The organism is Kitasatospora sp. NPDC008115, from assembly GCF_042957205.1.
Taxonomy (GTDB): domain Bacteria; phylum Actinomycetota; class Actinomycetes; order Streptomycetales; family Streptomycetaceae; genus Kitasatospora.
The window spans coordinates 263,680-286,096 of the sequence record NZ_JBIBHU010000005.1 but is presented as its reverse complement, the minus strand read 5'-3'; the positions used below and the strand labels follow the sequence as shown (position 1 = coordinate 286,096).

Annotated in this window: 24 protein-coding genes; 16 read left to right on the top strand and 8 right to left on the bottom strand. The window is 75.5% G+C overall.

The window, feature by feature from the left end; all coding sequences use genetic code 11:
• Positions 1 to 36: 36 nt before the first annotated feature.
• The 4 genes from ACFZBX_RS09280 to ACFZBX_RS09265 form a co-directional block, all read right to left on the bottom strand.
• Complete coding sequence (locus tag ACFZBX_RS09280) at positions 37 to 774, bottom strand: 4'-phosphopantetheinyl transferase family protein (protein ID WP_391532468.1); 738 nt, start codon at positions 772 to 774, stop codon at positions 37 to 39.
• Positions 771 to 1,613 (bottom strand): hypothetical protein, encoded by an 843-nt coding sequence (locus tag ACFZBX_RS09275; protein WP_391532466.1) that lies wholly within the window; start codon positions 1,611 to 1,613, stop codon positions 771 to 773. Before ACFZBX_RS09275 ends, ACFZBX_RS09280 begins: the two co-directional genes overlap by 4 nt.
• Before the next feature lie 3 nt (positions 1,614 to 1,616).
• Positions 1,617 to 1,907, bottom strand: a complete 291-nt coding sequence (locus ACFZBX_RS09270) for an acyl carrier protein (RefSeq protein WP_391532464.1) — start codon at positions 1,905 to 1,907, stop codon at positions 1,617 to 1,619.
• Between the two features lie 85 nt (positions 1,908 to 1,992).
• Positions 1,993 to 2,925 (bottom strand): 3-oxoacyl-[acyl-carrier-protein] synthase III C-terminal domain-containing protein, encoded by a 933-nt coding sequence (locus ACFZBX_RS09265; protein WP_391532462.1) that lies wholly within the window; start codon positions 2,923 to 2,925, stop codon positions 1,993 to 1,995.
• An 80-nt stretch (positions 2,926 to 3,005) separates the two neighbouring features.
• On the opposite strand from ACFZBX_RS09265, the gene ACFZBX_RS09260 reads away from it, so the two are divergent.
• The 5 genes from ACFZBX_RS09260 (at position 3,006) to ACFZBX_RS09240 (ending at position 6,983) form a co-directional block, all read left to right on the top strand.
• A complete protein-coding gene (locus tag ACFZBX_RS09260; protein WP_391532461.1) occupies positions 3,006 to 3,371 on the top strand; it encodes a hypothetical protein in 366 nt (121 codons plus the stop codon).
• Positions 3,368 to 4,564 carry a glycosyltransferase gene (locus ACFZBX_RS09255; protein WP_391532459.1) on the top strand — a complete coding sequence of 399 codons (1,197 nt, stop codon included), beginning with the start codon at positions 3,368 to 3,370 and terminating at the stop codon, positions 4,562 to 4,564. The genes ACFZBX_RS09260 and ACFZBX_RS09255 overlap by 4 nt, the downstream gene beginning before the upstream one ends.
• Positions 4,565 to 4,679: 115 nt before the next feature.
• Positions 4,680 to 5,645 carry an ATP-binding cassette domain-containing protein gene (locus ACFZBX_RS09250; RefSeq protein ID WP_391532457.1) on the top strand — a complete coding sequence of 322 codons (966 nt, stop codon included), beginning with the start codon at positions 4,680 to 4,682 and terminating at the stop codon, positions 5,643 to 5,645.
• A 30-nt stretch (positions 5,646 to 5,675) separates the two neighbouring features.
• Entirely contained in the window at positions 5,676 to 6,440 is a 765-nt protein-coding gene (locus ACFZBX_RS09245) for an ABC transporter permease (RefSeq protein ID WP_391532455.1), read from the top strand.
• A gap of 159 nt (positions 6,441 to 6,599) precedes the next feature.
• Entirely contained in the window at positions 6,600 to 6,983 is a 384-nt protein-coding gene (locus ACFZBX_RS09240; RefSeq protein WP_391532453.1) for a hypothetical protein, read from the top strand.
• Between the two features lie 71 nt (positions 6,984 to 7,054).
• Here ACFZBX_RS09240 and ACFZBX_RS09235 read toward each other — a convergent pair whose 3' ends face one another.
• From ACFZBX_RS09235 to ACFZBX_RS09220, 4 genes are read right to left on the bottom strand one after another with little or no spacing between them, the layout of a single operon-like run.
• Positions 7,055 to 8,422, bottom strand: coding sequence for a PLP-dependent aminotransferase family protein (locus ACFZBX_RS09235; RefSeq protein ID WP_391532451.1), 1,368 nt, complete (start codon positions 8,420 to 8,422; stop codon positions 7,055 to 7,057).
• Complete coding sequence (locus ACFZBX_RS09230) at positions 8,419 to 9,360, bottom strand: alpha/beta hydrolase (protein ID WP_391532449.1); 942 nt, start codon at positions 9,358 to 9,360, stop codon at positions 8,419 to 8,421. The genes ACFZBX_RS09235 and ACFZBX_RS09230 overlap by 4 nt, the downstream gene beginning before the upstream one ends.
• Positions 9,361 to 9,386: 26 nt before the next feature.
• On the bottom strand, positions 9,387 to 10,160 hold the full coding sequence (locus ACFZBX_RS09225) for a class I SAM-dependent methyltransferase (RefSeq protein ID WP_391532447.1): 774 nt from the start codon (positions 10,158 to 10,160) through the stop codon (positions 9,387 to 9,389).
• A 50-nt stretch (positions 10,161 to 10,210) separates the two neighbouring features.
• Positions 10,211 to 11,296: an alpha-hydroxy acid oxidase gene (locus ACFZBX_RS09220; protein ID WP_391532445.1), complete on the bottom strand. Its 1,086-nt coding sequence runs from the start codon at positions 11,294 to 11,296 to the stop codon at positions 10,211 to 10,213.
• 197 nt (positions 11,297 to 11,493) lie between these two features.
• Here ACFZBX_RS09220 and ACFZBX_RS09215 point away from each other — a divergent pair, with 197 nt between their 5' ends.
• From ACFZBX_RS09215 to ACFZBX_RS09165, 11 genes are all read left to right on the top strand, one after another.
• Positions 11,494 to 12,924, top strand: coding sequence for a class I adenylate-forming enzyme family protein (locus ACFZBX_RS09215; protein WP_391532616.1), 1,431 nt, complete (start codon positions 11,494 to 11,496; stop codon positions 12,922 to 12,924).
• Positions 12,925 to 13,086: 162 nt separating this feature from the next.
• The gene (locus tag ACFZBX_RS09210) at positions 13,087 to 13,368 is read left to right on the top strand and encodes a phosphopantetheine-binding protein (RefSeq protein WP_391532444.1); all 282 of its coding nucleotides are present in this window, start codon (positions 13,087 to 13,089) and stop codon (positions 13,366 to 13,368) included.
• Entirely contained in the window at positions 13,365 to 13,643 is a 279-nt protein-coding gene (locus ACFZBX_RS09205) for an acyl carrier protein (protein WP_391532442.1), read from the top strand. The genes ACFZBX_RS09210 and ACFZBX_RS09205 overlap by 4 nt, the downstream gene beginning before the upstream one ends.
• A complete protein-coding gene (locus ACFZBX_RS09200) occupies positions 13,640 to 14,761 on the top strand; it encodes a beta-ketoacyl synthase N-terminal-like domain-containing protein (protein WP_391532441.1) in 1,122 nt (373 codons plus the stop codon). The genes ACFZBX_RS09205 and ACFZBX_RS09200 overlap by 4 nt, the downstream gene beginning before the upstream one ends.
• Positions 14,758 to 15,300: a beta-ketoacyl synthase N-terminal-like domain-containing protein gene (locus ACFZBX_RS09195; RefSeq protein WP_391532440.1), complete on the top strand. Its 543-nt coding sequence runs from the start codon at positions 14,758 to 14,760 to the stop codon at positions 15,298 to 15,300. Before ACFZBX_RS09200 ends, ACFZBX_RS09195 begins: the two co-directional genes overlap by 4 nt.
• A gap of 175 nt (positions 15,301 to 15,475) precedes the next feature.
• Positions 15,476 to 17,104 (top strand): class I adenylate-forming enzyme family protein, encoded by a 1,629-nt coding sequence (locus tag ACFZBX_RS09190; RefSeq protein ID WP_391532439.1) that lies wholly within the window; start codon positions 15,476 to 15,478, stop codon positions 17,102 to 17,104.
• Entirely contained in the window at positions 17,101 to 18,363 is a 1,263-nt protein-coding gene (locus ACFZBX_RS09185) for a beta-ketoacyl-[acyl-carrier-protein] synthase family protein (protein WP_391532437.1), read from the top strand. Before ACFZBX_RS09190 ends, ACFZBX_RS09185 begins: the two co-directional genes overlap by 4 nt.
• A gap of 73 nt (positions 18,364 to 18,436) precedes the next feature.
• Positions 18,437 to 19,450, top strand: a complete 1,014-nt coding sequence (gene hppD, locus ACFZBX_RS09180; protein ID WP_391532436.1) for a 4-hydroxyphenylpyruvate dioxygenase — start codon at positions 18,437 to 18,439, stop codon at positions 19,448 to 19,450.
• Between the two features lie 48 nt (positions 19,451 to 19,498).
• On the top strand, positions 19,499 to 20,422 hold the full coding sequence (locus ACFZBX_RS09175) for a phytanoyl-CoA dioxygenase family protein (RefSeq protein WP_391532435.1): 924 nt from the start codon (positions 19,499 to 19,501) through the stop codon (positions 20,420 to 20,422).
• Positions 20,419 to 21,417: a thiamine pyrophosphate-dependent dehydrogenase E1 component subunit alpha gene (locus ACFZBX_RS09170; protein ID WP_391532433.1), complete on the top strand. Its 999-nt coding sequence runs from the start codon at positions 20,419 to 20,421 to the stop codon at positions 21,415 to 21,417. Before ACFZBX_RS09175 ends, ACFZBX_RS09170 begins: the two co-directional genes overlap by 4 nt.
• Entirely contained in the window at positions 21,414 to 22,373 is a 960-nt protein-coding gene (locus tag ACFZBX_RS09165; protein ID WP_391532432.1) for an alpha-ketoacid dehydrogenase subunit beta, read from the top strand. The genes ACFZBX_RS09170 and ACFZBX_RS09165 overlap by 4 nt, the downstream gene beginning before the upstream one ends.
• Positions 22,374 to 22,417: the final 44 nt, after the last annotated feature.

Genomic DNA, 22,417 nt, shown 5'->3' with positions numbered 1-22,417 from the left:
CAGAAATCTGGGATGCCGCCCTGTGCTGACGCTCAGTCAACTATCTGACATGACATGGTCATTGGACATCCGCCAGGTGCGGACGCGGGTCTGGAACGGGCGGGCGCCGACGGCCGCGAGGGCGGCGCGGAACGGCCCGGGGGCGGGCAGGTCGTCGATCCGGCAGGGCCCGGGCCCGAGCGCGCCGGGGTCGGCGAGCAGCAGCGGCGCGGGACCGGCCAGCGGCAGGCCGAAGCCCTGGACGAGCCGGCCGCCGTAGGCCTTGACGCAGGCTTCGCGGCGGCACCACAGCTCGGTGAACCGCTCGGCGGGAAGCGGGTCGGCCTCGACCGACGCCGCCTCGGCCGCGGGGAAGTAGCGCCGGGCCAGGCGCACGGCGGCCCTGGCGTCGCGGACCTCCTCCACGTCGACGCCGACGGCGCGGTCCTCGGCGAGGGCGACGGCCGCGAGGGCTCCGGAGGCGGACTGGTTGACCGCGATTCCGTCGAACTCGGGCTTGCCGTGCGGGCCGCGGCGCCAGACCAGCCGTGCGGGATCACGGCCGAGCCGGGCGCCGGCGAGCAACCGGACGGCGCCGTGGGCGACGGTGAACCGCCGCCCGAAACGCGGGTCGGGCCCGTCGGCGCGGGCGAGTTCGGCCGGGTCGAGCAGGGCGCGCAGCGCGCGGACCACCGGCTCGGGCTGGTCGGTGGGGATCAGCCAGACGTCGATCCGGTCGACGCCCTCGGCGGCCCCCGCTCCAGGGCCCGCGTCGGGGGCGGCGTCGGGGGTCACCGCCGCGGGCCGGCGCGCAGGGTCAGGGTGGAGAGCACTCCGAGCCGGGGGTCGAGGTCGGCGAGCAGCACGGGACGCCGTTCGTCCCGCCAGGCCGGCAGCCGGTCGGCGAGCGCGGACCAGAGCCCGGTGAACGGCTGGCCGGCCGGCGCGCGGACGACGTCCAGGCCGGACACCTCCGGTACCGGCACCTCCAGGCCGGGCACCTCCAGCGCGGCGGAGAGCAGCACGGCGGCCCCCTCCCCCAGTTCCTTCGCCCGCCGGAGCACCTCCTCGGCGGCGGACCCGGGGTCGGCGCCGCTCTCCTGGGCGACCTCCAGCTCCTCGCCCGGCGCCGTCTCGCAGACCAGGACCACCGCGCAGTGCCGTTCGGGCAGGGTGACCGGCGCGGCCGGCTCGTAGTGCAGGGCGGTCTGCTCGGCGAGGACGACGACGGCGCGGTGGGCGACACCGGTCCGCTGGTACGCGGTGGCGGCGCGCAGCGCGGCGAACGCCCCGCCGGTGCCCTGGTCGCAGAGCCCGAGCGCGAGCGGCGAGCCCGCGCAGGAGCGGCTGAGCGCGAGCGAGGTGGGCGCACCGGGCCGGATGTCGGGCGAGTCGAAGGCCTGGACGAGCACGTCCGCCGGCTCGTCGGGGCCGAGCGCCTCGGCGAGCAGGCCGGCGGCCAGTTCCTCGTAGGCGTGTCCGACGCCCTCGGCCAGCAGGTCCTCGCGCAGCGGCAGGCCGTAGGGGCGGACCAGGTCGGAGACGAAGACCCGCAGGTCGGGGTCGAGGGAGAGTTCGGAGCGGCCGTCGGCGTGCCGCGTCAGCACCCGGGTGAGACCCGGTGCGGCGGGCACCGGTCAGTCCTCGGGGATGACGTGCGAGGCGACGTAGTCGGCCAGGTTGGTGACCGAGCGCAGGTCGTCCTCGGTGATCTGCTCGACGTCGACCTGGATGTCGAGCGCCTCCTCGACCTCCAGGATCAGCTCGATGGTGCCGGCCGAGGTGAGGCCGAGGTCGTCGAAGAGGCAGGCGTTCTCGGGGATCTCGGGCAGGTCCCGCTTGAGGACGCGCGGCAGCAGTTCGCCGAGGCTGTGCAGGATCCGGTCGCGCAGCTCGGTGTCGGTGGTCTGGACCACTTGGTCGGACATGGGTGGGACCGTCCCGTCGTGCGTGGTGGACTTGGGTCCGGGCGGCCGGGAAACCGGCGTCCGGGGTGGAGCGACTGACCGAGCGTCAGTGCTCGACAACCATGGCGGAGAAGGTGGCTCCGATGCCTGCGGCGGCGATGAGGTAGCGCTCGCCGCGGCCGAGCAGCCCCCGCGTGGTGGCGGTGTGCAGGTTGATCAGGCTGTCCGCAGCGAAACTGTGCCCCACCGCGGGCACGTTGTCCAGCAGCACCTTCCCGATCGGGAAGCCGAGCCGGCGCGCGATCATCCGCCAGGAGGCCTGGTTGACGTTGTGCGGCAGCAGCAGCGCGAGGTCGGAGAGGTCCAGACCGGCCTGGTCGAGGGCTTCCTCGATCGCCTCGATCATCACCGCCGGGTACTCGCGCTGGTAGCGGGCGAGCAGCTCCGGGTCCTCGGCCAGCCGGCCGTCGAACTCGGGGCGCTGGCGCATCGTGTAGGAGAGCACGCGGTCGTGCTCGCCGTCGGCGCTGACCAGGCAGGCGGCCGCGCCCTCGGCGAAGATGCCGGTCTCGGGCACCACCTGGGCGTCCTTGGTGAAGGTCTTCTCCCCGGCGAGCACCAGGGCCAGCGCCTCCCGGTCGGGTTCTCCGGCGAGCAGGCGGCCGGCCAGGTCCACGGCCAGGAGCCCCACCGCGCAGGCGTGGTGGGTGACGGTGAAGGCCTGGGCGTGGCCGAGGCCGTAGCGGTGGAGCAGGTCGTGCAGCGGGTTGAGCGGATAGGGCACCGCCACCGGCATGCTGCGCGCGTGGATCACGAAACGGACGTTCCGTTCGCGTCCGCGCAGCTCCGGAAGGGCGTCGACGGCGGCGCCGAGCAGGTCGGGCAGCTTCCCGTCCGGGTCCAGTCGCAGCTGGTCCAGGCCGTGGAAGCGGCGGAAGAGTCGAAGTTGACGTGGGGTCAGGCCGATGCGCTCGCCCACTGCCTCGATGGGCACGATGTGGTGGGGGAGGTGAACGGCCACTGCCTCCAGTGCGGTCACGCGGGCTAGTATTCCCACGCCCGACGGGTCCGCACAAGTGATCTCGGGCGGTTGCGGCACACAGCCCGCACATCACACCCATGGAACGCGCACGTTTCGTGCCGCCGTCCCCCCGCCCCCGCTTCGTCGAGACGGTGGAGTCCCAGATGACCGATCGTGAACCTCCCATCGCCGTGCCGCCGGTCCGTCCGGCGCTGGTGTCCCTGCTGGCCGACGTCGCGCAGGCGCCGCCCGGCTGGGCCGCGGGGGTGACCCCGCAGGCCCGGCTGGACGGGGACCTGCTGCTCGACGAGACCGAACTCGCCGCACTGCACGAGCGGCTGCGCCGGGACTTCGGCCCGTCGGTGGACCTCGCCGCGCTGCGCGCCGGGCTCGACCTGGCCGCGCTGGAGGCGCTGACCGTCGCCGACGTCGAGCGCCTGCTGCCCGCGCAGGACGCCCGATGAGCCGCTTCCTGCTGGTGGTCCCGCCGCTGACCGGGCACGTCAATCCGACCGTCGGCCTGGCCCGGGAGCTGGTCGCGCGCGGCCACGAGGTGGCCTGGACCGGCACCGAGTCGGCGCTGCGCCCGCTGCTCGGCCCGGAGGCGAGGGTGTTCGGCACCGGCACCCGGGCGTTCCGGGCGCAGGGCGGGCACGGGCTGGCCGCCGTCCGCTCGCTGTGGGAGGGCTTCATCGTCCCGTACGCGCGGTTCACCCTGAAGGCGCTGGACTCGGCGGTGCGCGAGTACCGGCCGGACGCGCTGCTGGTGGACCAGCACACGCCGGCCGGGGCCATGGTGGCGCACCGTCACCGGCTGCCCTGGGGCACCCTGGCGCCCGGCGCGATGGAGCTGGGGCGGCCGTTCCGGGCGCTGCCGCTGGTCGAGGAGTGGATGACCGGACTGCTCCGGGGCCTGTGGCGGCGGGCCGGGCTGCCCGAGGAGGAGTACGTCGACCCGCGGTTCTCCCCCGCGCTGGTTCTCGCCTTCACCGGCCCGGCGCTCACCGGCCCGGCGCCGGCCGGTCCGCAGGAACCGCCGGCGCATTACGCGCCGGTGGGGCCGGTACTGGCGGACCGCCCGGCCGATCCCGCGTTCCCCTGGGAGCGGCTGCTGCCGGACCACCGCCGGGTGCTGGTCACCATGGGCACCCTCTCCGGCGAGCTGGGCGCGGACTTCCTGGCCCGGGCGGCCCGGGCGCTGGAGCTGGCCGGGCCCGGCGTGCAGCCGGTGTTCGCGGCGCCGGGCGAACTGCTGCCCGCGCTGCCGCCCGGCGCGGTGGCGGTGGACCGGGCCCCGGTGCTGGAGCTGATGCGGCGCGGGGTGCTGGACGCGGTGCTCTGCCACGGCGGGATGAACACCGTCGGCGAGGCGCTGGCGCACGGGCTGCCGCTGGTGACGGCGCCGATCCGGCACGACCAGCCGTTCGTGGCGGCGCAGGTGGCCGCCTCGGGCGCCGGACTGCGGGTGCCGTTCGCGAGGGTGACGCCGGATCACCTCGGCGCGGCGCTGCGCACGGTCCTGGAGGAGCCCGGGTACCGGGCCGCGGCGGCCCGGATCGGGTCCGAACTGCTCGCCGGTGGCGGGGCCGTGACGGCCGCCGACCGGGTGGAGGCACTGGTCGCGACGGGTGCCCGCCGAGGCAATCCACTGGTCTAGGCCATTGTTTCCGGGGCGCCGCAGACTCTAGGGTGGCCCGCAGCACCGCTTCGCAGGTGCCCCGCGCGCCGCCTTCCCGGCGCCCCGGCAAGCCATCCCCGCACGGGAGTTCTGGTTGATCGAGACCAAGGGGCTGAGAAAGTCCTACCCTTCCAAGAAACGCGGCCAGCCCCCCGTGGACGCCGTCCGAGGCATCGACCTGAACGTCGAGCCGGGTGAGATCGTCGGCTTCCTCGGCCCCAACGGCGCCGGGAAGACGACCACCCTGCGGATGCTCGCGACCCTGATCCGCCCCGACGGCGGCGAGGCCAGGATCGCCGGCGCCGACCTGTTCGCCGACCCCGCCGAGGTGCGCCGCCGGATCGGCTACGTCGCCCAGGGCGGCGGCACCACCGACGCCGTCACCGCCCGCGAGGAACTCGTGATGCAGGCGCGGATGCACGGCAAGGGCAAGGCCGAGGCGCTGAGCCGCGCCGAGGAGGCGCTCAAGGCCTTCGAGCTCACCGAGTTCGGCGACCGGCCGTGCCGCACCTACTCCGGCGGCCAGCGCCGCCGGCTGGACATCGCGCTCGGCGTCATCCACGCGCCGAAGGTGCTGTTCCTCGACGAGCCCACGGTCGGCCTCGACCCGGCCAGCCGCGGCCACGTCTGGGCCGAGATCCGGCGGCTGCGCGGCGAGGGCATGACCGTCGTCGTCACCACCCACTACCTCGACGAGGCCGACGCGCTCTGCGACCGCGTCTCCATCGTCGACCACGGCGGAATCGTCGCCGAGGGCACGCCCGAGACGCTCAAGCGCGAGATATCCGGCGACGTCGTGCTCATCGGCCTCGGCCCCGGCGAGGCCGAACGGGCCGCCAAGGCGCTGCGCGAGCAGCCCGGGCTGCCGGTCCTGCACCGCCTGGAGCTGAACGGCGAGGACGGCGTGCGGCTCTACCTGGACGACGGCGCCGCCGCCGTCCCCCGGCTGCTGCGCGCCCTGGACGCGGCCGGTGTCGTCACCGGCACCGTGCAGTTGCAGCGGCCCAGCCTGGACGACGTGTTCCTGGCCCGCACCGGCCGCTCCATCGAGCAGTCCTGACCCCACCTCCGGATCCCCTAGGAGGGGCCAATGAAGCTCGCCCGCGACACCTGGCTGGTCTTCCAGCGCCAGCTGCTGCTGATGTGGCGAACACCGGTCTGGATCGCCGTCGGGGTGATCCAGCCGATCTTCTACCTGCTGCTCTTCGCGCCGCTGCTCAAGAAGGTGCTGGAGCCGATGGGCGCACGGAGCTACGCCGAGGCCTACCAGATCTACGTGCCGGGCCTGTTGGCGGTGCTGTGCATCTTCGGCGGCCTGTACACCGGCTTCAGCCTGCTCGGCGAGCTGCGGGCCGGGATCATCGAGCGGGCCCGGGTCACCCCGGTCAGCCGGCTCGCCCTGCTCCTCGGCCGGGCGCTGCGCGAGACGGTGGCGCTGCTCGTCCAGGCGGTGATCATCACGCTCATCGCGCTGCCGTTCGGCCTGCGGGTCGGGCCGGTCGACCTGGTGCTGGCCTTCCTGCTGATGGGCCTGCTCGCGCTGATGACCTCGGCGATCTCCTACGGGATCGCCCTGGTGCTGCCGGCCGACGAGGCGATGGCGCCGGTGGTGAACACCGTCGCCCAGCCGATCGCGCTGCTCTCGGGCACGCTGCTGCCACTGGCGCTGGCGCCGATGTGGCTGCAGACGATGGCCAAGTGGAACCCCTTCTACTGGGCCGTGGAGGGCATGCGCTCGCTGTTCGCGGGCGATGTCGGGGACAGCGTCGTCTGGCAGGGCCTGCTGGTGGTCGCGCTGATGACGGCGGCTGCGGTGTTCTGGTCGGCCCGGTTGTTCTCCACCCGGGTGCGCTGAGATTCGACGGCCGTCCGGTGGCCGAGCGGTGGCGGGCCGGGAAGCCTTCGGACCGTCACCACAGGCCGGACGGCCATCGGTTGGTTGTCCGGCCGGTCGCGGCGGCCCTATCGTCGGATCAGCCGATCATCTGTTCGTCCGTTCGTCGAGAGGAACCGTATGAGCCTCCGGTCCGAGAACACCCCGGCCGCCGACCGTCCCGGTACGCCCGCGCGGCGCCGGGGCGCCCGGCTGGCCATCGCGGGCGGGGCGATCGCCGCACTGCCCGTGGTGGGCCTGCTCGCCGCCACCCCGGCCGCCGCCAAGCCCCCCATCAAGGTCACCGACGCCCGGCCGGCGGCCGCCGTCGCGGCCAAGCCGCCCGCCAAGGCCGTCGCCGCCAAGCCGCCGGCGAAGGCTGTCGCGGCCAAGCCACCCGCCAAGGCCGTCGCCGCCAAGCCGCCGACCAAGGCGGTCGCGGCCAAGCCCCCGACGAAGGCGATCGCCGCCAAGCCGCCCGTCAAGGCCGTCGGGAGCGGCCCGCAGGCGGCCGGCACCCGCTGACCGTACGACCGCGAAGGCGGCGCCCCCGTTCACGGGAGGCGCCGCCTTCGCGGTGTTCCGGGGTCCGGGGCCTACCCCGCCGCCGCCCTGGCCGTCTCGGCGTGCACGAAGTCCGCGAGCCGGGCGACGCCGGCCGCGATCCGCTCCGGCGTCAGGGAGCTGATGGAGAGCCGCAGCCGGCGCTCCCCGCCGCCCGCCGGGTAGAACGGCGCCATCGGCGTCCAGAGCACGCCGAAGTCGCGCGCGCAGCGCTCCATCGCCGCGTCGTCGGCCGCGAAGGCCACCTGGAGCACCGCGAAGAAGCCGCCCTCCGGCACGTTCCAGGACAGGCCCAGGCGCTCCCGCCCGGCGGCCGGGAAGCGCCGCTCCAGCTCGGCCAGCAGGACGCCCATGCCGGCCGCGTAGTGGGCCGTGGCGGGGGCGTTGGCGGCCCGCAGCCGGCAGTCGTGGGTGAGCAGCATGCCGCCGATCACGGCCTGGCTGAGGGCCGGGGTGTTGACCGTCGTCATGCTCTTCAGCTTCGCCAGCTCGTCGGCCAGCAGGCTGCGCCGCCCGCCCGGGCCGGTCACCTCCTGGTCGGCGACCACGAAGCCGAGCCGGGCGCCGGGGAAGCAGGTCTTGGCGAAGGAGCCCAGGTAGACGACCCGTCGGTGGCGGTCCAGCGCCTTGAGGGTGGGCCGCTCGACGCCGTCCCGGGAGAAGAACCCGTACGGGTTGTCCTCGATGACCAGCAGGTCCTCCTCGGCGGCCGTCGCCAGCAGCCGGGTGCGGGCCGGGACGGGCATCGAGGTGCCGGAGGGGTTGGCGAAGTCCGGGACGACGTACAGGGCGCGCGGGCGCCGGCCGGTCGCGCGGACCTCGCGGGCGGCGGCGCGCACGGCCGCCGGATCCGGTCCGCCGTCCGGGCCCTCGGGGACGGGCACGGTGGCCAGGTCGAGGATCCGGGCGGCGCCGGTGACGCCGACGTAGCAGGGCGAGCTGACCAGCAGCACGTCCTCCGGGCCGGCGCACAGGGCGCGCAGCGCCAGCAGCATGCCCTCCTGGGCGCCGACGGTCAGGACCAGCGCCTCGGGCGCGACGGCGAGGTTCTCGTCGTTCGCCAGGGTGCGGGCGACCAGGTCGTTGACGACGCCCTTGGTGGGCCCGTACTGGAACAGGGTGGTGCGGACCGCGTCGCGGTCCAGGCCGCTCGCGGCCAGGTGGTCGAGGTAGGCGTCCAGGTAGACGGCGACGTCCTCGGGCTCGAAGAAGCCCTCGTAGGGGCGGCCGGGGGCGAAGGAGACCGCCTGCGGGTAGCGGGTGGTGACCTCGTTGAGGAAGGTCATCGCGTCCAGCAGCGGGTCCGCGAGGGAGGCGTGCAGCCCGGCGAGCGGCAGCGTGACGGGCGCGTCGCCAGGTGCGGGGGCCGCGGGCCGCAGCGGGGCGGCGGGGGCGCTCACGCGAGGGCCTCGCGCAGCCGCTCGGCCGCGTACGCCTGGGCCTCGGCGGCGCCGTCCAGGGTGCCGGTCATGGCGAAGAACCCGTGCGGCATGCCCGCCCAGCGGCGCAGCTCCACCGGCACGCCCGCCGCGCGCAGCGCCTCGGCGTACTGCTCGCCCTCGTCGCGCAGCGGGTCGTACTCGGCGGTGATGACGGTGGCGGGCGGCAGTCCGGCGAGGCTCGGGGCCCGCAGCGGGGAGGCGTGCGGGTGGTCGCCGTCGGCCGGGTCGGCCAGGTAGTGGCCCCAGTACCAGACGACCGAGCGGCGGTTGAACAGCGCCGGGTCGTCGTGCTCGCGCAGCGAGGGGGTGTCGGCGCGGGCGTCGGTGTTGGGGTAGACGAGCAACTGGTGGCGCAGTGCCGGGCCGCCCTCGTCGCGGGCGAGCAGGGCGAGCACGGCGGCGAGGTTGCCGCCCGCGCTGTCGCCCGCGACGGCGAGGCGTGCGGCGTCCAGGCCGAGCCCGTCCGCGTGCGCGGCGAGCCAGCGGGCGGCGGCCGCGCAGTCCTGGACGGCGGCGGGGAACGGGTGCTCGGGGGCGAGCCGGTAGCCGACGGAGGCGGTGGCGCAGCCGACCGCGTTGGTCAGGGCGCGGCAGATCGCGTCGCTGGTGTCGGGCGAGCCGAGGGTCCAGCCGCCGCCGAACAGGTAGAGCAGGACGGGCAGCGGGCGGCCGTCGGCGGGCGCCTCGGGCCGGTAGAGGCGCAGCGCGAGTTCGCCGCCGGGGCCGGGGAGGCGGTGCTCCTCGACGGCGGCGACCGGCTCGGGGGTGCCCGCGGCGGCGCGGATGTCGGCGAGGTCGGCGGCGCGGGCCTCGGCCACGGTGAGGGTGTAGAGCGGGGCCGTGGCGGCGCTCGCGCGGTGGTCGCGCAGCGCCTGGGCCTGGGGGTGCAGGGGCATCGGGGTTTCCTCGGGACGGGGCCGCGTCAGCGGTCGGCCTCGACGTAGATGGTCTCGTCGGTGCGGAAGGCGGTGTCCAGGTCGGCGACGTCGGCGCGGGCCCCCTCGCGGTAGGCGCAGTGGCGGATCCGCGCGTCCTCGAAGCCGGCCAGGGTCAGGACGTGGCGCAGCTCGTCCAGGTCGTAGATCCACTGGTGACCGTAGTAGCGGAAGATCTGGTTGACCAGGAAGGCGGGGCGCTGCGGCATCGGCGGGCCGAAGCCCATGGTGGTCAGGCGCCGGCGGTGCTTGGCCAGGAAGCCGTCGCCGGTGGCGTAGCCGACCAGGTAGCGGGCCAGGTCGGGGGTGGTGATGCGCAGGACGCCGCCGGGGCGCAGCACCCGGCGGGCCTCGCGCAGCCAGCCGACCGCGACGGGCATGGTGACGTGCTCGATGAGGTGCTCGGCGTAGACCCAGTCGACGCTGGCGTCGGCGAACGGCAGCGGTTCGGCGATGTCGAGCTGGGTGAACCAGCGGTCGCCGTCGACCCGGTAGAGGGTGCCGGGTTCGGTGGTGGTGTCCGGGCCGCGCAGGGCGGTGAGGTCGGTGCCGAGACCGGCCGGGTGCTCGGTGCGGAAGGCGGCGAACTCCAGGCCGGTGATGCCGAGGTCGGTGAAGTCGGCGTGGTCGTGGGGCAGTCCGCCGGCGGCGGGTTCCAGCTTCCGGCAGGTGGCGACGTCGGCGCTGAACCGGTCGAGCTGTCCGGCGAGGCCGTCCGGGTCGTCCCAGTCCCAGCCGGGGAAGGCGTCCTGTCTGTTCATGGTGTCGGTCTTTCGGTCGTTCCGTCGGGGGTGGTGCGCGCGCGAAGGGGTCAGCCGGGCCACGGCGCGAGGGCGGTGCGGTCCAGGTCGGCGACGGTGGGGCGGCCCAACAGGGCCATGGTGTGCTCCAGTTCGTCGCGCAGCAGGTCGAGGACCCGGCCGACGCCGGCTTCGCCGCCGGTGGCCAGGCCCCAGAAGGCGGGGCGGCCGACCAGGACGGCGCGGGCCCCGAGGGCGAGGGCGACGGCGATGTCCGCGCCGCCGCGCACGCCGCCGTCGAGCAGCGCCGGGATGTGCGGCGGCAGGGCGTCGACGACCTCGGGGAGGGCGGCCAGGGCGGGCAGCGCGCCGTCGAGTTGGCGGCCGCCGTGGTTGGAGACGACGACCGCGTCCACGCCGTGGTCGGCGGCGCGCCGGGCGTCCTCGGCGGTCAGGATGCCCTTGAGGACCAGCGGCAGCCGGCTGCGTTCGCGCAGCCAGGCGAGGTCGGCCCAGGTCAGGGTGGGGTCGAACTGTTCGCGGGCGTGCTCGGCGATGCCCGAACTGCCGTGGTCGGCGCGGTGGGTGGCGGTCATCAGGGCGGGGTCGAGGTTGACCGCGCGGATCTCCGGGGGGACGGCGAAGCCGTTGCGCAGATCGCGCAGCCGGCGGCCGATCCGGGGGGCGTCGACGGTGAGCAGCAGAGCGGTGAAGCCGGCCGCATCGGCGCGCTCCACCAGGGCGGCGAGGGCGTCGCGGCGGCGCAGCCAGTAGAGCTGGAGCCAGAGCGGGCCGCTCGCGGCGGCGGCGATGTCCTCCAGGGTGCGGCTGGCGAAGATTCCGGCCACCAGCAGCGCGCCGGCCTTTCCGGCTGCCCGCGCGGTCGCGGTTTCGCCGTCCGGATGGACCAGCCGGTGGTAGGCCATCGGGGCAATTCCGACCGGAAGTTGCAGCGTGCTGCCGAGCAACTCGACGGCGGGCGTGCAGCCGGAGACGTCGACGAGCGTGCGAGGGCGGAACGCATAGCGTCCGAACAATTCCCGGTTGGCCGCCAGGGTGCGTTCAGCGCCGCTTCCGCCTTCGATGAAGTCCCAGATTTCCGGCGCGAGTTGCTCGCGTGCGGCGCGTTCTGTCCCGGCCAGCGTGAGTGGTGCCACGGGCGTCCTCGTTCCCGGACCGGCCGCGTTCGGACCGGTCCACGGATCGGCAGCGTAGGAGGTCTGCACCACATTGGTATAGACCTTGATTTGACCAATCGTCTGTGCAATGGTCTGGCAACGGAATTGGACGTATTGCTTGTTGACGACACGTGAACATCGTCCAAGTGTCCATGACAAACCTCCTTACGTGTGGAGTGGCGTTGACCGGCTTTTCCCCTTCTTCACCGCCGCCCGCCTCACCCCCGCACGCCGACGCTCCCGCCGACTGGGTCGACCGGGTGCTGCTGGCCGGTCCCGGGAGTGAGGAGTGCCTGCGCTTCGGCACGCCCGTCGACCGCGACGCCCTGCGCGCGCTGGTCGCCGAGCAGGCCGAGCGGCTGGCCGCGGCCGGCCTCGGCCCGGGCGGTACCGCCGCGCTCCGGCTGCCGCCCTCACTGGGCTTCGTCGCGGTGCTCCTGGCCGCCTGGCAACTGCGGGCCCAGGTCTCCCTCCTGGACCACCGGCTGACCGACCACGAGGTCGAGCTGGCGGTCGAGCGGCTGGCCCCGCAGGTGCTGGTCGGCTCGGCCTCGCGGCCCGCGGCCGCGGCGCTGCGCGGCTACTCGCTGGTCGACCCGGTCCCGGTCCGGCTGCCCGCCGGCCGGCCCGCCGGGACCGGCCACGCGCTGGTCCAGCTCAGCTCGGGCTCGACCGGCCCGGCCAAGGTGATCGCCCGCACCGCGGGCGACCTGATCCGCGAACTCGACTGCTACCGCAGGCTGACGGCGTTCCCCGGCGAGGGCGAGCGGGTGGTCCTGCTCTCCTCGGTGGTGCACGTGCTCGGCCTGGTCGGCGGGCTGCTCAACAGCCTGCACGCGCGCGCCCCGCTCACCGTCCCGGACCGGATGACGGCGGCGGGCATCCTCGGCGCGGTCGCCGCCGACGGCCGCCCGACCACCGTGATCGGCGTGCCGTTCCACGCCGAACTGCTGGCCGGCGCCGCCGACCCACCGGAACTGCCCCAGCTGCGGCGGATGGTGGTGGCCGGCGAGCTCGTCCGCCCGGGCCTGTCCGCCGCGTTCACCGCGCGCTACGGCGTCCCGCTCGGCACCATGTACGGGATGACCGAGACCGGGGTGATCGCCACCGACCTCGACGGCACCCTGCACCCGGCCAAGCGGCCCGTGCACGGCATGGAACTGCGGCTCGTCGGCGGCGAGCTCCACCTGGGCACCCCCGCCTCGCCCTACCCCGGGCTCGACGACCCGACCCGCTGGGCGGACGGCTGGCTGCACACCCGCGACGCCGCCGTCCTCGACCCGGACACCGGCCTGGTCACCGTCCTCGGCCGGCGGGACTCGCAGGTCTCGATCGGCGGGCTCAAGGTCGACCTCACCGAGGTCGAGCAGACCCTCGCCGCGCTCCCCCAGGTCCGGGAGGCCGTCGTGGTCTTCGACGACGGCGCCATCGAGGCCTACCTCTCGGCCGAGGAGGGCGCCGACCAGGCACTCGTCCAGGACGGCCTCGCCCGGCAGCTCGCCGCCTACAAGCGGCCGCGCCGGCTGGCCTTCCTCCCGCAACTGCCCCGCACCGCCACCGGGAAGCTGCTGCGCGACCCGGCCGCCCTGCGCGCCGCCGCCGGCTGACCCCCGCGCCGCGACCCGGCGCGCCCGGCCGTACACCCTTCACCCCCCGGCACCCTCGGCCGACCGCTGCCCGAGCACCGCCGGACCGCCCCGACGGGGCCGTGTTCCCTTCCCCGACCACCCCGGGCGCCGCACGCGCCCGGGCAGCACAAGGAGCCCACCATGCAGGACCGCATCCGCGCGTTCGTCCTCTCCGCGCTGGCCGAGATGCAGTACGACGTCTCCGAGGTCACCGGCGACACCGACCTCGGCCCGGCCGGCCTCGACCTGGAGTCGCTCGCCCTCGCCGACCTCTCGGTCCAGGTCGAGGACGAGTACGGGGTCAAGTTCGACCTCGACGAGATGGAGACCACCGCGCTGATGACGCTCGACGAGTTCACCGCCGACGTCGCCGCGCGGATCGCCGCCGCCACCGCCACCGCCGCCTCGGGCAGCCCGGCGTGACCGACCTCGTCCGCCCCGACCGGGCCGAGGTCCTGGCCATGCTCGCGGCGTTCGGCCAGCGCGCCCCCGAGGACGTCCCCGAGGAACTCGGCTCGCTCGAACTCACTTGGCTGATAGCCGAGTTCGAGCAGCGCTACGGCATCGAGCCGGACCTCGACGACGACGCCTTCGAGGCCGTCCGGACCGTCGACGACGCCGTCGCGGTGTTCCAGGCCGCCGTGCTCGCGGCCGCCGGCTCCACCGCCGAAGCCACCGCGGGGGCCGCGCGGCCATGAACCGCCATGCCCCGCCCGCCGTCCGGCCCGTGGTGACCGGCGTCGGCGTGCTCAGCGCGGCCGGCGACGGACCGGCCGCGCTCACCGAGGCCGTCGTCCACGGCAAGGCCGCGTTCGCCGCGGTCACCCGGTTCGACGTCTCGGCGCGCCGCACCGTCCGCGCCGCGCTGCTGCCCGAGCCGCCGCCGCTCGCCGACGCCGTGCTCGCCGCCGTCGGCCAGGCCTGCCGCCGGGCCGGCCTGGACCCGGCGGCCCCCGACGCCGGCCCGCCCGTGCTGCTCGCCCTGCACAGCGATCTGCGCACCCGGGCCACCGTCGCCGCGGTCGCCGCCGGGGTGGCGGCCGGCTGGGGCGCGCCCGGGGTCACCCGCACCTACACCGGCGCCTGCGTCGCGGCGGCCACCGCCGTCGCCGACGCCGCCGCGCTGGTCGCCGCCGGCCGCCACCCCCGGGTGCTGGTCGCCGCCGGGCACCTGGTCGAGCCGGGCGTCCACGCCGCCTTCGACGCCGGCCGGGCGCTGGCCCGCGACGGGGAGCTGCGCCCGTTCAGCGCCGGGCGCACCGGCACCCTGCTCGGCGACGCCGCCGCCGCCGTCCTGGTGGAGGCCGAACCGGAGGCCCGGCGGCGCGGCGCGCCCGTACTGGCCCGGCTGGCCGGCTGGGGCCGGTCCGGTGACGCCCACCACGTCTGCCGCCCCGAACCCGAGGGCGAGGGCGTGGCGCGCGCCGTCCTGGCCGCGCTGGAGCGGGCCGGGATCGAGCCGGACGAGGTCGGCTACGTCAACGCCAACGGCACCGGCTCGCCGATGTCCGACCTCGCCGAGGCCAAGGCACTGCACCGGGTCTTCGGCGCGCACACCGCGCGGCTGCCGGTCAGCTCCAGCAAGGCCGTGCACGGCCACGCCCTGGAGGCCTCGGCGCTGCTCGAACTCGTCGTCACCATCGGGGCGCTGGCCGAGGGACTGCTGCCGGTCAACGCCGGCTGGCTGGGCCCGGACCCGGACATCGGCCTGGACCTGGTGCTGGACGGCCCGCGCGCCGCCCGGCCGCGCTACGCGCTCACCCTCAACTCCGCCTTCGGCGGTGCCAACACCGCACTCCTGGTGGCCGCCCGATGACCGCGCTGCGCATCCTCGCCCAGGCCGCCTGGCCCGATCCCGACGCCCGCGGCCCCGAGCCGCTCCCGCCGCTGCCCGGCTTCGCCGCCTCCACCTTCAACCCCCTGGTGGCCGAGACCGCCGAACGCTGCCTGCGGGCCCACCGCGGCGCGGCCGGCGACCGCGGCCGCAGGACCGCGCTGCTGCTGGCCAGCGCGAGCGGCGACCGCGCCACCGCCCGCGCCATCGACGAGGCCGCCGCCGACACCACCCGGCGGATGCCCCCGCTGCTGTTCTTCCAGTCCAACCCGAACGCCGTCCTCGGCCACATCGCCGCCCGCTGGGGCCTGACCGGCCCGGTGGTGGCGATCAGTCCGGCGCAGGCCCCGCCACCCGGGCGGGTCCCGCAGGACGCGCTCGACCTGGCGGAGCTGCTGCTCGCCGACGGCGACGCCGACCACGTCCTGGTCATCGCCGCCGAGCAGGCCGACGGCGGCGACGGCCCCGGCGACCCGGCCGCCACCGACCGGGCCGTCGCCCTGCTGGTCACCACCGTCTGAACCCGGCCCGAACCCGCCTGAACGCCTTTCGACCCCCGCCCACCCGACCGACCCGGCTCCACCGCACAGCCGCCCCCGCCCCACCCCTGCGCACCACCGGCGCGAACGGTCCCCCACCCGCCGCGTCCCGCCGCAGCACGCCCCGCACGCCCGCACCCCGGGAGGGATCCACCCCGTGAGCATCCGCAGTATCCGCACCCGGCTGGCCGACGATCCGGCCGTCGGCGCCGGAAACGTCCTCACCAGCCGCCTCGCACTCGGCCTCGGCCTCGACGAGCCGCTGCTGACCTTCGACACCCCGGTGGACGGCCACGCCGCCTGGCAGCCCTTCACCCTCGCCGAGCTGGACCGCGCGGTGCGCGCCCGGGCCGCCGCCCTGCACGCCCTCGGCATCGGCCGGCGCGACCCGGTGGTGGTGTACGCGAGCGACGCCGCCGAGCATGTGCTCGCCTTCCTCGCCCTGGCCCGCCTCGGTGCCGTCCCCGCGCTGCTCAACCCCAACCTGGACGGCGAGCGGGCCGCCCGCTACATCGCCAAGCTCGGCCCGGTCGGCATCCTCGCCGACGCGCCGCACCTGGCCGCGCTGGCCGGCCACGAGCCCGGCGCCCCCGCGCTGCCCGAGATCTCCACGCTCGGCACCGGCGACCCCGAGGCCGCTCCCGAGCCCTACCGGCACTGGGCCGGCGACCCGGTGGCGATCACCCACTCCTCCGGCACCACCGGCATGCCCAAGGCCGTGGTCCACTCGCACGCGAGCCTGTACGCGGCGATCCGCCACCGCGCCCGGCTGCCCCGCCCGCAGGGCCAGGACCGGATGCTCAGCGCGCTGCCCGCCCCGCACGCCGCCACCCTGATCGCGGTCAACCTCGCCCTCTCCTCGCACTCCCAACTCGCCGTGCTCTCCAGCCAGTCCGGCGCCGGCGTACTGGACGCGATCGAGCAGTGGCGCCCCAGCGGCGTGATCGGCTTCGCCGCCACCTGGGCCGATCTCGCCCACCACGACCTGGCCGCCCGGGAGTTGGACTCGGTCGCGCTCTGGTGGAACACCGGCGACTGCGCCCACGAGGTGCACATCCGCCGCCTGGTCGCCGCCGGCAGCCGCGAGTCGGTGACCCGCGAGGGCCGGATCCGGGTGCCGGGCTCGCTGTTCGTGGACGGCCTCGGCTCCACCGAGATGGGCCACTCGCACTTCTTCATCACCCACGGCCCGGACACCGAGCGCTACGGCCGCTGCGTCGGGCGCCCGCACGCCTTCGTCGACTGCGAGCTGGTCGGCCCGGACGGCGAACCGCTCGGCCCCGGCGAGGTCGGCGAACTCGCCACCGACTCACCGACGCTGGCGCTCGGCTACTGGAACGACTCGACCACCACCTACCGCACCCGGCTGCGCGGGCGCTTCCTCACCGGCGACCTGATGTACCGGGACGAGGAGGGCTACTACTACCACGTCGACCGGGCCGTCGACTCGGTGGAACTCGGCGACGGCAAGCGGCTGTTCACCGCCATGTCGGAGGAGCGGGTCCTGGCCGCCTGCCCCGACGTGCTGGACTGCACGGTCGTCGCGGTGCGCGACGGCGAGCGGGTGGTCACCGATGTGCTGCTGGTCCTGGCCGCCGGGGCCGACCCGGCCGCCGACCGCACCAAGGCCGTCACCGCCGCCCTGGACGAGGCCGCCGCGGCCACCGTCCGCCAGGTCGTCGTGGTGGCCGGGGAGGACATCCCGCTCGGCCCCACCGGCAAGGTCCGCAAGGTCCTGCTGCGCCAGCGCTACCTGGACTCGGTCGCCGCCGGGGCCGGCGCATGAGCGCCGCCCGCCGGCCCGGCGCCGTGGTCACCGGCATCGGCATGGTCACCCCGCTCGGCCGCAAGCCCGCCGAGGTCTTCGACGCGCTGACCGCCGGCCGCAGCGGCATCCGCGCCCTGCCCGAGGGCCACGCCGCCCACGGCTGGCTGACCGCCGCCGGCGTCGCCCCGGCGGTGGACGGCCGCGAGGTGCTGCCGCCCACCGAGACCCGCTGCGTGGACCGCTTCGTCCTGCTCGCCCTGGCCGCCGCCGACGACGCGCTCGCCGACGCGGGCCTGGTCGTCGGCCAGGACGCCGACCCGCACCGCACCGCCGTGGTGCTGGCCACCGGCGGCGGCGGCCTGGAGACCTTCGAGCAGCAGTCCCTGCGGCGCGTGGAGCGCGGCCGGCCCGGCGTCAGCCCCTACCTGCTGCCCGGCATGCTCTCCAACATGGCCACCGCCCGGATCGCCATCAAGCACGGCATCCGCGGCTTCAGCACGGCCATCGTGACGGCCTGCGCGGCCGGCGCCCAGGCCGTCGCCGAGGGGCTGCGGCTGATCCGCTCCGGCGACGCGGACGTCGTGGTGTGCGGCGGCACCGAGTCCTCGCTGCACCCGACGATCGCCGCCGCGTTCACCAACGCCCGTGCGCTGTCCTCGGGTTGGGAAGACCCGGCCGACGCCAGCCGGCCCTTCGACAGCCGGCGCAACGGCTTCGTGCTGGGCGAGGGCAGCGCCGTCCTGGTACTGGAGAGCACCGAGCACGCCGCCGCCCGCGGCGCGGCCGGCTACGCCGACCTCACCGGCTGGGGCGCCTCCACCGACGCCCACCACCCGACCATGCCGCGGCCCGACGGCGCGGGCGCCGCCGACGCGATGCGCGCCGCACTCGCCAACGCGGGCCTGGCGCCCTCCGACATCGGCTACGTCAACGCCCACGGCACCGGCACCAAGCTCGGCGACGTCGCCGAGAGCGCCGCGCTGAACGCCGTCTTCGGCGGGCACCGCCCGGCGGTCAGCTCCACCAAGGGCGCCACCGGCCATCTGCTGGGCGCCGCGGGCGCGTTGGAGGCGGCGGTCACCGCACTCGCGGTGGCCCGGGGGACGCTTCCACCGACCGTCAACCTCGACGAGCCGGACCCGGCCTGCGACCTGGACCACGTCCGCGGCGCGGCCCGCACCGTCCCGCTCACCGCCGCCCTGAGCAACGCCTTCGCCTTCGGCGGGCACAACCTCAGCCTGATCTTCGAGCCCGCCTCCACCCCGTCCGCCCGCTGACGCCCACCGGCACGGCGGCCCGGACTTCAGTGCCAGGCCACTCGTCAACTCGCCATCCCCCGGGGAGATCCCGTTGTCCATCCAGTCCATCGCCCACGTCGAGTACCACTGCGCCGACGCCGACACCGCCGCGGCCGGGCTCTGCGCCGACTACGGCTTCACCGCCGCGACACCCGATCCGGACCAGCTCGCCGCCGCCGAGTCCGCGGGCGCGCGCACCCTGCTGGTCCGCCAGGGCGGCATCCGCTTCCTGCTGCGCTCCGCCACCGACCCGGCACACCCGGTGGCCCGCTACGCCGCCCGGCACGGCGAGGGCGTCGCGGCCCTCGCGCTCTCCTGCCCCGACCCGCAGGCCGCCCTGGACCGCGCCGAGCGGCACGGCGCCCGGGTGCTCGACCGGGCCGGCGGGCTGGTGGCGGGCTTCGGCGACACCGCCCTGCGGTTCGTCCCCGAGGCGCCCGCGCCCGAGCCCGCCGACGGCGACGCCCCGCGGCTGCTGGACGCCCTCGACCACGCCGCCATCTGCCTGCCGGCCGGCGAGCTGGCGGACGCGGTGAAGTTCTGCGAGGCCGCGCTCGGCATGCACCGCATCTTCGGCGAGTACATCGAGGTCGGCGAGCAGGCGATGGACTCCAGCGTGGTGCAGAGCGCCTCCGGCGAGGTCACCTTCACCCTGATCGAGCCCGACACCACGCGCCGGCCCGGCCAGATCGACACCTTCCTCGCCGACCACGGCGGCGCCGGCGTCCAGCACCTGGCGTTCCGCACCGGTGACATCGCCACCGCCGTCCGCACCGCCCGCGCGCGCGGCGTGGGGTTCCTGACCACCCCCGGCACCTACTACGACGCGCTCGCCGAGCGGCTCGGCGGCACCGCCATCCCGGTGGAGACGCTGCGCGAACTGGACGTGCTGGTCGACCAGGACCACGGCGGACAGCTGTTCCAGATCTTCGCCCGCTCCACGCACCCCCGCCGGACGTACTTCGTGGAGCTGATCGAGCGCCAGGGAGCCGGCACCTTCGGCACGGCCAACATCAAGGCCCTCTACGAGGCCGTCGAACGGCAGCGCGCCGCCGCCTCCGTCTAGGGCGTGCCCACCCCCCGAGCCCTCACCACCACAGGAGGCCCGTCCCCCATGACCACCGCACCCGCCACACCCGGCTTCCAGCTCACCGAGGCCGAGCGCGCCCTGCTGCCCACCCCCGAGGAGGTGGCCGGCTACCTGGAGCACGGCTGGTACCTGTCCCGCAAGCTGTTCAGCGACGAGGAGCTGGACACCCTCCAGGCCGCCACCGAGCGGTACTACGCCGGCGAGCGCGACCGCACCCTGCCGGTCCGCCCACCGCGGCTGGCCTCCTGGGAGCCCTCGCACGGCCCGGTCCAGCGCCACAACGACTACGTGCACTACGAGAGCGACGCGATCGGCGCGATCCTGCGCAAGCCGCTGCTGGGCGCCGTCGCCGCGCTGCTCGCCGAGGCCGAGGAGATCCGGATCTTCCAGGCCACCCTCATCTACAAGCCCCCGGTGCCGGGCGAGCCCAGCAACCAGGTGCCGTGGCACTTCGACAAGCACTACTGGCAGACCTCGACCTCGGAGCGGATGCTCACCGCCTTCCTGCCGTTCCACGACTGCGCCGAGGAGAACGGCACCATCACCATGGTGGACGGCAGCAACCGCTGGAAGGAGCTGCCCTCCGAGGAGGACTCCACCCGGCACTTCGCCGACCGCGACAACTCCGAGCTGGACTCGATCCTGGACGCCAACGCGGCGTACAACGGGACCGAGGTCCGCAAGATCCCGATGATCATCCCGCGCGGCCACGTCAGCTTCCACCACTGCCTCACCTACCACGGCAGCGGCCCCAACCTGGCCTCCCACCCGCGCCGGGCGGTCTCGCTGCACCTCCAGGACGGCGCCAACACCTACCGGCGCGCCGCCCGGCCGGACGGCGGGACGGTCGTCTACAACCACGACGTGCTCGTGCGCCGCACCGCCGACGACCGCCCCGACTACGCCGACCCGGACTTCTGCCCGACCGTGTGGCGGGGCACCCTGTGACGACCACGGCACCCGCCGTCGCCGCACTCGACACGCCCGAGCGGCGCTACCGGATGCTGCGGCTGATCCGCTCCTTCGAGGAGCGGGGGCTCGACCTGGTGAAGTCCGGGGTGATCACCGGCGGCATCCACCCGTACATCGGACAGGAGGCCGTCGCGGTCGGCGTCTGCGCCGCGCTGCGGGCCGGCGACCGGCTCGCCTCCACCCACCGCGGGCACGGCCACGTCCTGGCCCGGGGCCTCGAACCGGCCCGGCTGCTGGCCGAGCTGGCCGGGCGGGTCGGCGGCTCCAACCGCGGCCGCGGCGGCTCGATGCACGCCGCCGACCTGCGGCTGGGCATCCTCGGCGCCAACGGCATCGTCGGCGCCGGCGCGCCGATCGCGGTCGGCGCCGCCTGGGCCGACCGGCAGGCCGGCTCGGACGCGGTCGCGGTCGCCTTCTTCGGCGACGGCGCGCTCAACCAGGGCGTGCTGCTGGAGTCGCTCAACCTCGCCGCGATGTGGCGGCTGCCGGTGCTCTTCGTCTGCGAGAACAACGGCTACGCCACCACCCTGCCCGCCGGCACCGCGGTCGCGGGCAGCGCGACCGGGCGGGCGGCGGCCTTCGGCATCCCGGCCGCCGAGGTCGACGGGATGAACACCGAGGCGGTCCGGGCCGCCGCCGAGCAGGCCGTCGCCCGGGCCAGGTCCGGCGACGGGCCCGGCTTCCTGGAGTGCCGCACCTACCGCTTCGAGGGCCACCACACCATGGAACGGCGGATGAAACTGCACTACCGCACCCCCGAGGAGGTGGCCGCCTGGCGCGAGCGCGACCCGCTCCCCCGGGCCGCCGCCGCGATCGGCGCCGAGCGCGCCGCCGCCCTGGACGCCGAGGTGGCCGCCGAACTCGCGGCCGCCGAGGAGTTCGCGCTGGCCTCGCCGCACCCGGACCCGGGCGGCGCCGCCGACCACCTGTACGCCTCCGGACTGCGGCCCAGGGCGGGGGCGGTGACATGAGGCTGTCCTACACCAAGGCGCTCAACCGGGCGCTGACCGACGAGTTGGACGGCGACCCGGCGGTCTGCGTGTTCGGCGAGGACATCGGCGCCGGGATGGCCGGGCCCACGCTCGGCCTGCTGGACCGGTTCGGGCCGGAGCGGATCGTCGACACCCCGCTCTCCGAGCAGGCGTTCACCGCGATGGCGCTCGGCGCGGCCCTGGCCGGCCGGCGGCCGGTGCTGGAGTTCCAGATCCCCTCGCTGCTGTTCCTGGTCTTCGAGCAACTCGTCAACCAGGCGCACAAGTTCTCGCTGATGAGCGGCGGCCAGGCGGGCGTCCCGCTCACCTGCCTGGTGCCCGGCTCCGGCTCCCGGGACGGCTGGGCGGGCCAGCACTCCGACCACCCGTACAGCCTGTTCGCGCACGCCGGGATGAAGACCGTCGTCCCGGCCACGCCGACGGACGCCTACGGGCTGCTCCGCTCGGCGATCCAGGACCCGGACCCGGTGGTGGTCTTCGCCCCGGCCGCCGCGCTGCCGGTGCGCGAGACCGTCACCTGGGAGCTGGCGCCGATCCCGCTCGGCAGCGCCCGGGTGCACCGCCCCGGCACGGACGTCACCCTGGTCGCCGTCGGGCACCTGGTGCACGACGCGCTGGCGGTGGCCGAGGAGCTCGCCGGGGAGATCTCGGTCGAGGTGTTCGACCCGCGCACGCTGTACCCGTTCGACTGGGACGCGCTGGGCGCCTCGCTGGAGCGCACCGGGCGGCTGGTGGTGATCGACGACTCCAACCGCAGCTGCGGGATCGGCGCGGAGGTCCTGGCCACCGCCGCCGAGGAGTTCCGGCTCATCGCCCCGCCGCGCCGGATCACCCGGCCGGACGGCACGGTGCTGCCGTTCGCCCCCGCGCTCGACCGGGCCCTCCAGCCGGACCGGGAGCAGCTGCGGCACGCGCTGCGCGCCGTCATGAAGTGATCCATCGTCAGCACATGAACCGGGGGCGGTCGTTGCGGCCGCCC